The organism is Aneurinibacillus sp. XH2, assembly GCF_001439585.2.
Taxonomy (GTDB): domain Bacteria; phylum Bacillota; class Bacilli; order Aneurinibacillales; family Aneurinibacillaceae; genus Aneurinibacillus; species Aneurinibacillus thermoaerophilus.
Genome location: NZ_CP014140.1, coordinates 1,307,982 through 1,322,628, shown reverse-complemented (window position 1 = coordinate 1,322,628; position 14,647 = coordinate 1,307,982). Strand labels below are relative to the sequence as shown.

Genomic DNA, 14,647 nt, shown 5'->3' with positions numbered 1-14,647 from the left:
CTCATCCATCCAATTGTGCATAGCGGATATTTTCCCGGCCAAGGCTAGATGCTAAATAACGCATGCCCATCTCAAGCGCCGTTTCCGCCACGTCCATAACAAAAATTTTCCTACTTTTCAGCATACTCATTCGTTTATTTTCTCCTGTTAATTTTACCTTATACAAGCATAGTCCAGCGGTAAACACTATATATTAAAAAACAAAAAGCAAACAAAAATCCACAAACTAATTTTAGGAATCATCAAGGAATGTGCGTTGCTTAAGCCAAGATACGGAAGGAGGAATTCAGATGCTTTCCTCGTATATGGAAAATACCCCGAACACAGACTTTGTCTATCAATTGGAAAATCTGCAACAAGAAATCACACAACTCCGCGAATCTATGTATAAAATCGCCAAAGAAAAGAACAGTTTATGCCATCCGGAAGTTGTGGAAATCAGCCAACTTCTAGATCAGAAGCTCAATCTTCATGCCCGTGTATCGAATCGCCGTTCACATTAATTTTTTTATCCATTGTCCATACTTTATCCCCTTATGGCAGGAACGGCACAATCATAGACAATATCAAAGAAATGGCAACAATAACCGAGATAATCACATATGCTTTTTTCATACGCATTGGCGTCACCCCTTCACAATCCGCCAACTTCCGGAAAGACAATATAAAAATATCATGTTATTCATCCCATTTCAACGCGATAAACATGATGGACTCCCAAGCGGTTCAGCGTACCATCACTTGGGAGTTTCTTTTAGGCATAGGCAGCGACACCATAAAAACAGGCGTCAGCTTTTGCTTTCATTACAGTTTAATATTTTCAATAGTCTTGCATGAAAAATTTGTTGGCATATGTCTTCATTGCGACTTGATGAAAAAATTATAGCTTTGAAAAGAAGGGAGCTGGTATTGTTTCACTGATTGGGTTTAATTTGCATAAATATAAAATACTTGATACAACTTACTCTATCCTACATGATGCTCAATTCTCAGCTTGTCCGCGACCATGGCAATAAATTCACTGTTCGTCGGTTTTGCTTTGCTGTTGCTCACCGTATAGCCGAACAGTTTGCCGATGGAATCCATGTTGCCACGACTCCATGCTACTTCGATCGCATGCCGAATAGCCCGTTCCACCCGACTTGCTGTCGTATTGAACTTCTTAGCAATTTCCGGATACAAAATTTTCGTAATCGATCCGAGCAACTCCACATCATTGTACACCATCGTAATCGCTTCACGCAGGTATAAATAGCCTTTAATGTGTGCTGGAACACCGATTTCATGAATAATATTCGTGATATTCTGATCAAGGTTTTTTCCTTTCGGCGGCAGAGAAGGCGAACGTAGATTATGGGCAGAAACAGGGGCCAGCTCTGCAACCTGCCGCAAGCGGTTCGCCAAAACTTCCATGTCAAACGGTTTCAAAATGTAATACGATGCGCCCAATTCTACTGCTTTCTTCGTAATTTCTTCCTGTCCAAACGCGGTCAGCATAATAATCTTCGGCATAGTCGGCAATTTCATGCTGCGGATTTGTTCAAGCACCGCCAGTCCGTCCAAGTGCGGCATAACAATATCAAGAATCAACACATCCGGCAACGTATGCTTCAATAAACTCAATACGTCGTTTCCGTTAAACGCAACTCCTACGACTTCAATATCAGGCTGGTCATTCAAATACTCCTGAAGCAATTCTGTAAATTCTCGATTGTCATCCGCCAAAATCACTTGAATCATTCTCAAAATGGTCTCGCCCCTTTTGCGCTACTGCTTTAATTATATTTTCATCACATTGCTTATAAATCCTCTCGTTTCATGTATATATGCGGCTAATTTCTGTATGGAAAAGCAATATGGCTCTGTCCACTTTGTAATTCGACGTTCTTCCTTTATCTCCTGCAAATAAAATCCAATGACTTTTCGACCAATATTTATCTGTTTCGACGAAACTCCAAAAAAAACGCAGGGAGTTAACTCGCCCTGCGCTTTTCTTCTGCTTGATGCCGAAGATCGATCCCCGCATCCTGCAACATCCATTCGATATACGTACCGTATCCACTGGTCGGATCATTTACAAACACATGAGTAACTGCACCAACAAGCTTACCATCTTGAATAATAGGGCTTCCGCTCATCCCTTGAACAATACCTCCGGTTTTTTTCAACAGTACCGGATCTGTTACTTTAATGATCAATCCTTTGGTGGCCGGGTATTTTTGCGGTATCGTGTTTACGATTTCAATTTTGAACTTTTCCACTTTCTGACCATTAACGACTGTATAAATTTCGGCTGGCCCGGTCTTTACCTGCTCGCTCAACGCAATCGGAATCGGCTCTGTTGTAAGTGCGTCATCCGGCAATTGCTTCATCGTGCCGAAAATTCCAAACAGCGTATTTTTTTCAATGGTGCCCAGTTTGACTCGTTCGTTGCGAAACTGCGCATACTTCTCGCCGGGCGCACCGTTTCTTCCTCTTTCAATGGATGTTACATTTGACTGCACAACATGCCCTTTACCGACCGTAATCGGCTTCCCGGTGTCCATATCGGAAATTACATGGCCAAGCGCGCCATACTTTTTGCTTTCCGGGTCATAAAACGTCAGCGTTCCAACTCCGGCAGCCGAATCACGAATATACAATCCCATCCGATATGTGTTGTCCTTATCCTCAAGAGCGGGCTTTAAATCAACGGTAAGCTTTTGCTTTCCCCGAAGAATCTTCAGTTTGATTGTTTTTCCCTGCTTCCCTGCTTCATTCACTATCTTTCCCACTTGATCCATGTTGTGGATGGTCACGTCATTAATTCCGATGATCATATCGCCCACTTTAACATCAGCAAATTCTCCAGGAGAAAACTTCTTGCCTCGGCTTTCCACCTGATGATGGCCAACGACCAAGACACCGGTAGTGTGCAATTGCACACCAATAGACTGTCCGCCCGGTATTACTTTTAGCTGAGGCAAAACCTCCACATCAACCGTTTTTACAGGAATATTGCCAAGCTTTAGCGTCACTTTAGCTTCGCCCGGTTTTCCGGGCTGAATGGTAAGGGGATTGCGTAAATCGACCTTTTTTGACGTAACGGCTTCCTTGACATGCGCCACATCAGGATCAGTCGATTCAAGCGTTGCCGTCACCGGCATGGTGAGCGAAAGCTGAGACAGAGAGCCCTGGAACATGCGGATTTTCTCAGGAAAAGAAGCAAATTGCTGAAAAGGGGTCGAAGAGAAAGTGAGAAGAGCGAGTGCAATTGTAATGCATCCAATCAGCATTTTCTTTTTGTTTCGGGTGGTCAATGGGTCATCACGCTCCTACACGTTCCCTACCTACACCTCCATATATCTGTAGTAATAATGTTGCCGTAGTTGGCTGCGTTTATAACCGCATAGCTCAAACAATCTCTTCCTGCTTACCCTTCCAGCTCCTGCTTGACTTCCTCAGCCTGCGCCAGCATTTCACGGGCATTGTCTTTCGTTGTCTCAGTTACCTGAGCGCCGCCGAGCATGCGAGCAAGTTCTACCACCCGCTCCTCGTACGACAGCGGATTGACTTTCGTCTCCGTTTCTTTCTCATTCATATGTTTCTCGATGCGCAGATGCGTATCAGCCATGCTTGCCACCTGTGGCAGATGTGTAATCGACAATACCTGACGTTTGCGGGAAACCCGCATCAATTTTTCCGCAATCGCCTGTGCGGCCCGCCCGCTTACTCCTGTATCTACCTCGTCAAAAATCATCGTATCCGTGCTCTCCGCATCGGCAAGAATCGTTTTCATCGCCAGCATAATACGGGACAATTCGCCGCCGGAGGCAATTTTGCTGACCGGTCGGAGCGGTTCGCCCGGATTCGGCGCAATCAGAAACTCGACGGTGTCGATCCCCTTGCTCGTCACACGAAAACGGTTACCGTTCACATCAAGTCCACGCTCATCTTCCTGCTGCCGAACGGCGATTTTAAACTGGGCACGGCTCATGTGCAGGTCTTTCAGTTCCTGCTCAATCGCCACGGCAAGTTTTTCTGCGATTTGCTTGCGAATTTGCGAAAGTTCTTGGGCCTCAACCGCTAAATCAAGAGCGACTTCCTTTAGCTTCTTTTGCAGTTCCTCAATGCGCGTCTCCCGATTTTCCATGCTGTCGAGTTCATCTTCAATGGAAGCACCGTATTCCAAAATTTCATCCACCGAAAGGCCGTATTTCCGCTTCAAACGATTGATTTCATCCAGCCTGCTCTCAATCTGTGTGAGGCGCTCCGGGTCGAATTCAATAGTATCGCGGTACGCGCGTATGAGTCGTGCTGCCTCTTCAATCTGGTAAAATGCGCTTTCTAACATTTGATGTGTTTCCCTTAGTTCTTCATCGTATTCAAGAATGGTTTCTAGATGGCTAACCGCATTCCCCACCCAGTCAATGCCACGCTGTTCTCCAATAAGGGAACGATACGCGTCTTCGAGACTATACACAAGCTTTTCGCCACCCGAAAGCTTTTTCTTCTCCTTCATAAGCTCTTCGTCTTCACCTGGCTTCAAGTTAGCGGATACAATCTCCTGTAATTGAAACCGAAGCATGTCCATTCGCTGTACCATTTCCCGTTCATTAGTGGATATATAATCCAATTCGGAACGGAGTTGCTGATACTGCGCGTACAGCTTAGAAAATTCACGAAAGGCGGGAACGATTCTCTCGTCACCAAATGCATCCAGCCAGTCAATATGCCGCTCACCCTGCATAAGCGATTGATGTTCGTGCTGGCCATGAATATTGATCAGCCACGGAGCCACTTCTCTAAGCATGGATAGAGTTACAAGCCGACCGTTCACCCGACATACCGTCTTGCCCGTACTCGCCAATTCACGGCGAATAATCAGCGTATTGTCTTCCACATCAATCCCCATCTCCTTGAGCATGCCAAGCACCGGGGCATCTGCTTCGAATTCGAACAGTCCTTCAATTTCCGCTTTTTTGCATCCGTAGCGAACATATTCAGAAGAGCCGCGTCCACCAAGAAGCATGCTGATGGCGTCAATCAAAATCGATTTCCCTGCTCCCGTTTCTCCGGTTAAAATCGTAAGGCCTCGTCCAAACGAAATGGAGACCTCTTTAATTACGGCAAAGTTGCGAATGTTTAATTCCAGAAGCATTAAACAGTCCCCCTCCGCCTGTTTACAGCATGTTAAGAAAACGCTGCGACATCTCGCCTGCCGCTTCTTTTGTCCGGCAAATAATTAGAATCGTGTCATCGCCGCAAATCGTACCTAAAATCTCGGACCATTCCAAGTTGTCAATCAACGCGCCGATCGCATGTGCGTTGCCCGGCATCGTCTTCATCACAAGCAGATTATCCGCCTGATCGATGCTGACAAAGCTGTCAATCAGGGTTCGCTTCAATTTATGATGGGGGTTAAAACGCTGATCAGCAGGCAAAGAGTATTTATAACGCCCATCGTTTGTCGGCACTTTCACCAGATGCAATTCTTTAATATCGCGTGAGACTGTAGCCTGTGTTACATTAAATCCTGCTTCACACAACAAATAAACCAATTCGTCCTGCGTCTCTACATCATTCCGAGCAATAATTTCTCTGATTTTAATATGTCGTTGACCTTTGTTCATATTCTTTCCTCCGGTACTGCTTTCTTTCATGTTATCCGTTCTCCCTTTGAAGTTTTTTTCGCACAACTTCGAAAAAGCTTCGCTCTTTCCATTTAATTAGCGGAGTAATGTAAGGTGAGCGGCAAATGACAATTTCATCATTAATCTTAAGCGGATATCCAAGCTGGCCGTCGATCGTTAAGCCAATATCATTATGAGTCGCATCAACTACCACATGAATTTCTTCGTTAGCTGGCAGTACAAGCGGACGGGCTGTCAGCGAATGTGGCGCCACTGGCGTTAACAAAATAACATTGATATACGGTACCACAATTGGCCCTCCTGCCGACAAGGAATAGGCGGTTGAACCCGTAGGAGTAGAAATAATGAGCCCGTCGCCGTTGTAGGTACCTACATATAAATCATCAACGTACACGCTGCATTTAATCATTCGACCGAAGCTTCCCTTTGCAATGCCAACATCATTCAGCGCAACGGATTGGTGAACCCGTTCCCCGTTACGGAATACCTCCGTTTGCAGCATCATCCTCTCTTCCACACAGTATTCACCGCTTAAGATGCGATCCACCGCACGTGGCAAATCGTCTGGCTCTGATTCAGAAAGAAAGCCAAGGTGCCCAAGATTAATCCCGAGAATCGGAATGGAATACGGAGCGATTTCGCGGGCTAAGCCGATCAATGTGCCGTCTCCGCCCAATACGAACACAATATCTACTTTTTCATGAAACTGTTCAAGCGGTAAAGATAAATCCTGCCGTCCAATATGGGCAGCAACCACATGGTCTATATATACGCCCGCTTTTTTCCCCTCCAGCAGGCGGACAAGCGCTTCGGCTACAAGCCAAGCATTGTGCTTATCTTTGTTCATTACGATGCCTATTGCCGTCACAAACAACACCTCGATTACGTAGGGTGATACTGCCTGCTCTCTTATTATACATGGTTTTATTTCCGAGTGCATAAAAATGCAAAAAAGCAGGAATCCTCTTTCAAGGCTCCTGCTTTTTACCTTTCTATTTAGAAAGCGGCATGCGCTTCTCGCACGATACGAGCAATATCTTCCGTATGGTCTTCCGGCACCACCGGCCCTTCTGTCCATTCCAAATATAGCAAAAACTCAATGTTGCCCTGGCCACCCGTAATTGGAGAAAATGATAGACCGCGCACCCGAAAGCCAAGCTGCTCGCTAAACCTCATCATTGTGGTGAGCACTTCCCTGTGCACAGCCGCATCACGAACGACACCATGCTTTCCAACTTGTTCGCGCCCTGCTTCAAACTGTGGCTTAACCAATGCTAGCACGCTGGCACCCGGATCTAGGAAATCTTTGAGGACAGGCAAAATCAACCGCAACGAAATAAAAGAAACATCAATCATGGCGAACTGGATACGCTCGCCTTCCCATTCGTCCGCTTTCAAATAACGAAAATTGGTCCGCTCCATCACGACTACTTTTTCGTTCTGACGCAACGACCAATCAAGCTGCCCATAACCTACATCAATCGCGTACACAAGACGTGCACCGTGCTGAAGTGCACAGTCGGTAAATCCACCAGTGGAAGCACCAATATCCATTACCACCGCATCCGTTACATCAATGCCGAATGTTTTGAGCGCTTTCTCAAGCTTTAATCCGCCACGGCTGACGTAAGGATGAACATGTCCTTTAACCGTAATCGACTTATCGACTTCCACTTTCACCCCTGGTTTGTCACAGCGTTCTTGCCCCACAAAGACAAGGCCTGCCATAATGGCGGCCCTTGCTTTTTCTCGGCTCGGGAAATAACCTTCCTGCACCAAGCGTACATCAATTCTTTCTTTTTTGTTCATTGACTACGCCCTCTGCCTCCTTGCCGGCCAAAGCGAACGAACCTTATGTGCTACCTTTTCAGAAGTTAAGCCTACCTCAGCGCGCTGTTCCTTCACACTGCCGTGTTCCACATAGTAATCCGGGATGCCCATTAATTCGACCGTTATATGATGATAACCGGCCTGCGCGTAACATTCGAGTACGGCGCTGCCGAAGCCGCCGTGCACCGCCCCCTCCTCAAGCGTCACAATCGTATAGCCGTCCCGCGCCAACATGAAAAGCAATTCCTCATCCAACGGTTTGGCGAACCGGGCATTGACCACCATCGGATTCATTCCTTCCGCCATCAGCATGTCCGCAGCTTTTTGCGCGATAGGCACCATGTTCCCAAATGCCAAAATCGCCACATGCACTCCTGGACGCAAAATTTCTGCTTTACCGATCGGAAGAAGCTTGAACTCTCCATCTAACGGCACCCCTTCTCCGCTACCGCGCGGATAACGGACAGCAATCGGACCGCCATCATACATAAGCGCCGTGTACAGCATATGCTGCAATTCATTCTCGTCCTTCGGCATCATAATTGTCATATTAGGCAGGCTGCGCATATATGCGATATCAAATACACCCTGATGTGTTTCCCCGTCCGCGCCGACCAAACCAGCTCGGTCAATGGCAAACGTCACATTCAGGTTCTGGCGGCATACATCGTGCACAAGCTGATCGTACCCACGCTGCAAAAATGTAGAATATACAGCAAACACCGGCTTTAACCCCTGCGTCGCAATTCCCGCCGCCATCGTTGTCGCATGTTGCTCTGCAATTCCGACATCAAAAAAGCGTTCGGGATATTTCTGCGCAAAGTGATCAAGACCTGTACCGTTAGGCATCGCTGCTGTAATTGCTACGATGCGGGAATCTTTTTCGGCCAGTTTTTCAATTGTACGTGCGAAAATACTTGTGTAACTCGGCGGGCCTTCACTTTTCAACACTTCACCGCTCTCGATCTTATACATACCCACACCATGAAATGCGTATGAGTCGAGCTCAGCCGGGGCATATCCTTTCCCCTTCTTAGTAATAACATGAACGAGTACAGGGCCTTTTGTGTGAGACGCCTGACGCAAAGCTTCCATCAACGCAGGCAAATTATGCCCGTCCACCGGTCCCAGATATGTAAAGCCCAGCTCTTCAAAAAGAATGCCGGACACGACTACATATTTCAGACCATCTTTAAGCCGCTCGACCAGCTTGGCCATTTTGCCGCCAACTGCCGGTATTTTCTTCAGCAATTGTTCAATCTCTTCCTTAGCGCGTCTGTAATTATGGTTCGTGCGCAGCTTTCCTAAGTGGTTGTGCATCGCCCCGACGTTCGGCGCGATGGACATTTCGTTATCATTCAATATAACAGTAACATCTCTGCCTTCGTGCCCCATATGATTCATCGCTTCCAACGCCATGCCGCCGGTTAGCGCACCGTCACCGATAATCGCAATGACCTTGTGCTTCTCACCTTTTAAATCGCGGGCGATTGCCATGCCCATCGCCGCGGAAAGCGAAGTGCTACTATGACCCGTCTCCCAAACATCATGTTCGCTCTCACTCCGCTTTGGATAACCGCATAATCCTTTATATTGGCGCAGCGTATCGAACCTTTCCATACGCCCTGTCAGCATTTTATGCACGTAAGCCTGATGCCCTACATCCCAAATGAGTTTATCTTTCGGGCTGTCAAAAATATAATGAAGCGCAAGCGTTAGTTCTACTACGCCAAGGTTCGGCGCCAAGTGTCCCCCGGTCACTGATAAATTTTCGATGAGAAACGCGCGAATCTCTTCCGCCAGTTCAGTTAGTTGAGATATATTTAATTTTTTTAAGTCTTGCGGGGAATTGATTGTAGATAACAAGGAAAACCCTCGCTTTCAACGTTTCATTCTAATTTTTCCATACATAGCACACATATCATACCTATTTTTTTATAAACGAATCAACAACATGGTATCACAAACGAACGATAAACTCCAATCTAAAAAAAAGGCCGCAGGTATAAACCTGCGGTCTGCGGTTTTTCTTTAATAGTCCCGTTCAATGATAAAGGCAGCTAAGGCGCGTAAAATACTATTATCTTCAAGAGCAGCTTCCACGAGCGCCAAATTTGCCTCTTCGATCAATTGTTTCAGGAGCGAGCGCGATTTCTCCATTCCGATAAGCGCAGGGTATGTTGATTTTTTGCGCTTTTCGTCACTGCCTACAGGCTTGCCCATTTTCGTTTCATCGCCCGTCACATCAAGAATATCGTCCTGAATTTGAAACGCAAGTCCGATATTGTTCGCATAGCGGGTCAAAAGCGATAACTGTCTTTCCGAAGCCCCGGCAAGAATGGCACCCGCGCGCACGCAAAAGACAAGCAAATCGGCCGTTTTATGCTGATGAATATACCGGAGTTGCTCAGGCGTTAGCGGAATATCCTCACCTTCCATATCCGCACTCTGTCCACCCACCATACCTCTTGGGCCGGCGTAAGAAGCCAGCTCCCGTACAATGCGCAACACACGCCCTGATGGCGCACCCGCTTCTTCCGCACTGCACACCGTTTCAAAAGCGTACGTCAACAGCGCGTCGCCAGCGAGAATCGCTGTTGCCTCCCCATACACTTTATGGTTCGTCGGCTTTCCACGCCGAAAATCATCGTTGTCCATCGCAGGCAAATCATCATGAATCAAAGAGTATGTATGCACCATCTCCACGGCACAGGCGACCGGAATCCCTGCATCAATCGACTTACCGAACGCTTCGAGCGTCGCAAGCACCAGCACCGGACGCAGGCGCTTTCCTCCTGCAAGCAATGAATACGCCATCGCCTGACGCAGTGTTTCCGGAATCTCCGGCGTTTCGATCAAATCCGCCAGCCGTTTCCCGACAAGATCGGCTTTGGTTTTCATATAGTCATGTAGCAGCGCCTGGTTCACTCGCCGTCTCCCTCCAATCGAAACGGAACCGCAATTTGCTCCCCTTCCTGCTCCAGCAACATTTCGATTTTTTGCTCCACATCCTCCAATTTCCGGCTGCACAGACGGGAAAGCTCCATTCCTTCCTGAAACAACGCGATCGCTCTTTCAAGCGGCACCTCTCCTGCTTCTAACTGCTGCACAACGTTTTCCAATTGTTTCATCGCTTCCTCAAATGACATATCCGCCGCTTTCTTGCTCATGACAAATCCTCCTTATGCTTATCCTCTACCTTGCACTGCAGCACCCCGTCAGACAAACGAACGGCCACCTGTTCGCCTGTTGTTGCTTCATTCACACTCTTTATCAATCTTCTCCCGTCTTCTTTAAATACAAGGGAATACCCGCGCCGCATCACCTTGAGCGGGCTTAACGCGTCCAGCCTAGCCAGCTGACGGTCAAGACGCTGTGTCTGCTCGCGCAACAAAACCTGCATCACCCTTTGTAACCGCTGCCACTGGCTTTCCGCGCGTTCTCGGGCGCGCTTGGCCGCTGCAACCGGACTCCGGGAAAGCAGGCGGCTATGCATCTCCTTCCACTCAGCGCGCTTTTGCATTCCGTATTGTCTGACGGCTCGCACCAGCCGTTCCTGCAATCGGTCTAATTCCTGTTCACACTGCATTACGCGCCGGTCAGGCTGACGTAGTACATACGAATTCCGAACCCGTTCCAAGCGCTCACGAAAGCGGTCGACTTTATAGCGAAGCGATACAGCCATCCTTTCCTTAAGCGTTTCAAGCTGACGATGCAATTCCTGAAGATGCGGCACCGCAAGCTCTGCGGCAGCGGTCGGTGTAGCCGCCCGCACATCCGCCGCAAAATCGGCAATCGTAAAATCCGTCTCATGCCCCACTGCAGAAATAATCGGAATCTGTGAACGGAAAATGCTTCGGGCTACCGCTTCCTCGTTAAATGCCCATAACTCTTCGATGGAACCGCCACCGCGCCCAACAATCAGCACATCAATATCGTGCCTTTTATTCATTTCATCTATGGCGCGGCATATGGACGGTACCGCATGCTCTCCCTGCACTTCTACCGGATAAAGCAGCACGTGCGCCACCGGATAACGGCGCCGGATCGTCGTAATAATGTCACGCACCGCAGCACCCGTGGGGGAAGTAATGATGCCAACTTTCGTCGGATAAAGCGGAAGAGGCTTTTTGTGCTTCGCATCAAACATCCCTTCTGTTTCCAACTTTTGTTTCAATTGCTCATACGCCATATACAGGCTGCCAATGCCGTCCGGTTGCATTTCTTTGGCGTACAATTGGTATTGTCCATCCCTCTCATACACAGAAACAGAACCTCGGATAAGCACCCGGGTTCCGTTTTTAGGAACAAACTTAAGATACCGGTTGTACCCGGCAAACATAACTCCTTTGATTCTGCATTCTTCATCTTTCACTGTAAAATACATATGGCCACGGGAATGGTGGACAAAATTGGACAACTCTCCCCGCACCCATACGTTTTGCAGCACTTCATCAAAATCAAACGTATCTTTAATGTAGCGTGTCAAATCTTTTACCGAAAAAATTTGCCGGGTATCCCCCACTGTTATCTTCCTTCCGTATCCTATTGCTTTTGCATGGTACGTGCAAGCTTCTTGGCCGCATCTACCGTGTTTTTCATCAGCATCGTAATCGTCATCGGCCCTACGCCACCTGGAACAGGTGTCAAGAAGCTTGCCACGTCCTTCACCGACTCGAAGTGAACGTCACCGACCAGTTTGCCAACCTCATTGCGATTCACACCCACATCAATAACGACTGCGCCGGGTTTCACATGCTCAGCACGAATGAGTTCCGCCCGGCCGACCGCGACGACGAGAATATCCGCCTGTCGCGTAATGGACGCGAGATCCTGCGTCCGTGAATGGGCGATCGTAACCGTTGCGTTTTCCTGCAATAATAACATAGCTACCGGTTTGCCGACAATATTGCTGCGGCCGATAACAACCGCATGCTTGCCTTCCATCTCGCGCCCGGAACGCTTAATCAATTCAATGATACCGTGTGGCGTACATGGAAGATAACACTCATCCCCAATCAGCATATTTCCTACGTTGACAGGTGTGAAGCCGTCCACGTCTTTCTCCGGACTGATGGCGTCAATGACCGCCTTTTCGGAAATATGTTTCGGCAACGGCAGTTGAACCAAAATCCCGTGAATGTTCGGGTTTTTGTTATATCCTTCGATCATTTTAAGCAATTCTTCTTGCGTTATGGAAGCTTCGCGGCGGATAACTTCCGAATAAATACCAATTTCCTGGCACGCCTTTTCTTTCCCTTTTACGTACGAATGGGATGCAGGATCGTCCCCGATTAAGATAACCGCAAGTCCCGGATGAATTCCCTGCTCTTTCAGTTGCGTAACTTCTTCTCTCAGCGCGGCGCGGATTTCCGCAGCCACTTCTTTGCCGCTGATAATCTGTGCTGACATTTTGCAAATCCTCCCGTCCAATTAGAAATGAGACAAAAGCTCAGCTTTTTGCTCTCTTCCTAAAGTGTAACGAATTGGGAGAAAGAAAGCAAAGGAAATTACGAAATATTCATCTAAAATTTAAAAAAATGTTCGTTTTTATTATGTAACTTCCATTTCGCCAGGCCGATCCGGGCTACGCCGAACGCGTTGTCCCCCGCGTACGCCGGATCGGCAAAATAAAGACGCGCCTTTATCGCTGGGTGTTCAAGCCGCTTGGTAAGGCGATTACGGATGTATGCATTTGCTGAAACTCCCCCGACAATCAAAATATCTTTCGGGTATCCGTCTTCCACCGCCTTGCGTAACACTTTTTCAAGCGTAATCGCCACGCACTTCTCCGCCGCGCGAGCGATATGGGATGCAGGCACCCCCTGCCGAACCGCGCGCATAAGCGCCGCCTCAGGCCCCGAAAAGCTAAACGTATAGCCGGTTACCGAAGACGGAACAAAAAAGCCCTCCCCTTCTGCTTCTTGCGCCATTTCTTCCAAGTATGGCCCTGCTGGAAATGGAAGGCCAAGCGCCACGCCAATCCGGTCGATCAACTGTCCCGCATGCAAATCTTGTGTGCCGCCGATGCATTCAATGTCATATCCTCCTGGAAGACGGGTACAACTTAGCACTTCGCTCGTCCCCCCCGACAGATGCACAGCAAGAAACTTTTCAGCGGAAATCGGCTCTGCCAGCGTATATTCTCCTGCTGCGATATGTCCTTCCTGGTGCGAAGTATAATACAATGGAACATGATAAAAGTGTGCCATCATCTCCGCCGCCATCTGGCCAGCCAGAAATACCGGCATATAGCTGCCTTCCACCGGACGGGGGGAACGGCTGACAGCAATCGCCACCACCCGGCACCCTTCCGTATTCATCCTGCGAGCCAATTCCGGCAAACGCTTCACATGCTGGAACAGCGCCTCTGACTGTTTAAGCCCCCTCTCTCCTGCTTCCACGGACAGCAGTTCTTTTTGCTCGGCGACAATCCGGCCTTGCATATCTACAAGACAAAGCGACGTACGATAGTTGCTCGTATCCACTCCAAGCACAACATCCATCAGCTACAACCCTTTTTGCTCGCTTCTTTCCAAGTCTTTCACTAGGCTGGACAGCACGCCGTTGATAAACTTCGGAGAGTCATCCGTTCCGTATCGTTTGGCTAATTCAATCGCCTCATTCAATGTTACCTTTATTGGGATGTCATCGCGGTACATCATTTCGTAACCGGCGAGGCGCAAAATCGCGCGATCCACGTTTGCCAAGCGTCCAATGGTCCATCCGCGCAAATACTGGCTAATTTTCCGATCGATTTCAGCCTGATGGGCTATGGTGCCTTCTACCAGATCAGTTAGAAAGTCAATGTTTCGCTCCTTCTGTTCGGCTTGTCCCTCGTCTTCCTCAAGCAAATTTTCTAGTACCTGTTTTGGTTCTGCCTGTGTCATATCAACTGAGAACAATACTTGTACCGCTTTTTCGCGGGATGTGCGTCGATTCATCTGTTACCACCTTTTAAATAAGTATTAAAAAAGCTGTAAGAGCGATTATACACCCAGTCAAAGTTATATAGCATATGTTTGCCTGCATGACAAATAACCATTCTCTGAGTGTATCAAATCCTTACTATGTTGGAAATACCTTGGTGTTCTTTTTTCATGGCATCAAAAAGCGCCAAATCCCGCACATACGAAATTTGACGCTTTTTTCTGTAATCTATAAGCTTGAAACTTAACTTCGTC

General features: G+C 47.8%; 15 protein-coding genes. 1 reads left to right on the top strand and 14 read right to left on the bottom strand.

What is annotated here, in order from left to right:
• Position 1: 1 nt before the first annotated feature.
• Positions 2-130 (bottom strand): hypothetical protein, encoded by a 129-nt coding sequence (locus ACH33_RS20325; RefSeq protein ID WP_257721586.1) that lies wholly within the window; start codon positions 128-130, stop codon positions 2-4.
• 160 nt (positions 131-290) lie between these two features.
• Between ACH33_RS20325 and ACH33_RS06460 the strand changes: the two genes are divergently transcribed.
• Entirely contained in the window at positions 291-503 is a 213-nt protein-coding gene (locus tag ACH33_RS06460) for an aspartyl-phosphate phosphatase Spo0E family protein (protein WP_057898264.1), read from the top strand.
• 463 nt (positions 504-966) lie between these two features.
• On the opposite strand, the gene spo0A is transcribed toward ACH33_RS06460, so the two are convergent.
• From spo0A to nusB, 13 genes are all read right to left on the bottom strand, one after another.
• A complete protein-coding gene (gene spo0A / locus ACH33_RS06455; protein ID WP_156424005.1) occupies positions 967-1,746 on the bottom strand; it encodes a sporulation transcription factor Spo0A in 780 nt (259 codons plus the stop codon).
• Between the two features lie 227 nt (positions 1,747-1,973).
• Positions 1,974-3,275 (bottom strand): SpoIVB peptidase, encoded by a 1,302-nt coding sequence (gene spoIVB / locus ACH33_RS06450; protein ID WP_057900272.1) that lies wholly within the window; start codon positions 3,273-3,275, stop codon positions 1,974-1,976.
• 137 nt (positions 3,276-3,412) lie between these two features.
• Positions 3,413-5,140, bottom strand: coding sequence for a DNA repair protein RecN (recN, locus tag ACH33_RS06445; RefSeq protein WP_057898262.1), 1,728 nt, complete (start codon positions 5,138-5,140; stop codon positions 3,413-3,415).
• 22 nt (positions 5,141-5,162) lie between these two features.
• Positions 5,163-5,612 (bottom strand): transcriptional regulator AhrC/ArgR, encoded by a 450-nt coding sequence (ahrC, locus tag ACH33_RS06440; RefSeq protein ID WP_057900271.1) that lies wholly within the window; start codon positions 5,610-5,612, stop codon positions 5,163-5,165.
• Positions 5,613-5,643: 31 nt separating this feature from the next.
• Entirely contained in the window at positions 5,644-6,501 is an 858-nt protein-coding gene (locus ACH33_RS06435; protein WP_091259550.1) for an NAD(+)/NADH kinase, read from the bottom strand.
• Positions 6,502-6,629: 128 nt separating this feature from the next.
• Positions 6,630-7,442 (bottom strand): TlyA family RNA methyltransferase, encoded by an 813-nt coding sequence (locus ACH33_RS06430; RefSeq protein ID WP_057898261.1) that lies wholly within the window; start codon positions 7,440-7,442, stop codon positions 6,630-6,632.
• A 3-nt stretch (positions 7,443-7,445) separates the two neighbouring features.
• Positions 7,446-9,329 (bottom strand): 1-deoxy-D-xylulose-5-phosphate synthase, encoded by a 1,884-nt coding sequence (dxs, locus tag ACH33_RS06425; RefSeq protein WP_057898260.1) that lies wholly within the window; start codon positions 9,327-9,329, stop codon positions 7,446-7,448.
• 165 nt (positions 9,330-9,494) lie between these two features.
• Positions 9,495-10,391 carry a polyprenyl synthetase family protein gene (locus tag ACH33_RS06420; protein ID WP_057898259.1) on the bottom strand — a complete coding sequence of 299 codons (897 nt, stop codon included), beginning with the start codon at positions 10,389-10,391 and terminating at the stop codon, positions 9,495-9,497.
• Positions 10,388-10,633 carry an exodeoxyribonuclease VII small subunit gene (xseB, locus tag ACH33_RS06415; protein WP_057898258.1) on the bottom strand — a complete coding sequence of 82 codons (246 nt, stop codon included), beginning with the start codon at positions 10,631-10,633 and terminating at the stop codon, positions 10,388-10,390. The genes ACH33_RS06420 and xseB overlap by 4 nt, the downstream gene beginning before the upstream one ends.
• A complete protein-coding gene (gene xseA, locus ACH33_RS06410; RefSeq protein WP_057898257.1) occupies positions 10,630-11,988 on the bottom strand; it encodes an exodeoxyribonuclease VII large subunit in 1,359 nt (452 codons plus the stop codon). The genes xseB and xseA overlap by 4 nt, the downstream gene beginning before the upstream one ends.
• 20 nt (positions 11,989-12,008) lie before the next feature.
• Positions 12,009-12,875: a bifunctional methylenetetrahydrofolate dehydrogenase/methenyltetrahydrofolate cyclohydrolase FolD gene (gene folD / locus ACH33_RS06405; RefSeq protein WP_057898256.1), complete on the bottom strand. Its 867-nt coding sequence runs from the start codon at positions 12,873-12,875 to the stop codon at positions 12,009-12,011.
• 113 nt (positions 12,876-12,988) lie between these two features.
• Positions 12,989-13,972 carry a tRNA (adenosine(37)-N6)-threonylcarbamoyltransferase complex transferase subunit TsaD gene (locus tag ACH33_RS06400; protein ID WP_091261144.1) on the bottom strand — a complete coding sequence of 328 codons (984 nt, stop codon included), beginning with the start codon at positions 13,970-13,972 and terminating at the stop codon, positions 12,989-12,991.
• Positions 13,973-14,407: a transcription antitermination factor NusB gene (gene nusB / locus ACH33_RS06395; protein WP_057898254.1), complete on the bottom strand. Its 435-nt coding sequence runs from the start codon at positions 14,405-14,407 to the stop codon at positions 13,973-13,975.
• Between the last annotated feature and the right edge of the window lie 240 nt (positions 14,408-14,647).

Coding starts and splice junctions, on each gene's coding strand:
- ACH33_RS20325 (WP_257721586.1), bottom strand. CDS start 130: ATGAGTATGCTGAAAAGTAGGAAAATTTTTGTTATGGACGTGGCGGAA.
- ACH33_RS06460 (WP_057898264.1), top strand. CDS start 291: ATGCTTTCCTCGTATATGGAAAATACCCCGAACACAGACTTTGTCTAT.
- spoIVB (WP_057900272.1), bottom strand. CDS start 3,275: ATGCTGATTGGATGCATTACAATTGCACTCGCTCTTCTCACTTTCTCT.
- recN (WP_057898262.1), bottom strand. CDS start 5,140: ATGCTTCTGGAATTAAACATTCGCAACTTTGCCGTAATTAAAGAGGTC.
- ahrC (WP_057900271.1), bottom strand. CDS start 5,612: ATGAACAAAGGTCAACGACATATTAAAATCAGAGAAATTATTGCTCGG.
- ACH33_RS06430 (WP_057898261.1), bottom strand. CDS start 7,442: ATGAACAAAAAAGAAAGAATTGATGTACGCTTGGTGCAGGAAGGTTAT.
- xseB (WP_057898258.1), bottom strand. CDS start 10,633: ATGAGCAAGAAAGCGGCGGATATGTCATTTGAGGAAGCGATGAAACAA.
- folD (WP_057898256.1), bottom strand. CDS start 12,875: ATGTCAGCACAGATTATCAGCGGCAAAGAAGTGGCTGCGGAAATCCGC.
- nusB (WP_057898254.1), bottom strand. CDS start 14,407: ATGAATCGACGCACATCCCGCGAAAAAGCGGTACAAGTATTGTTCTCA.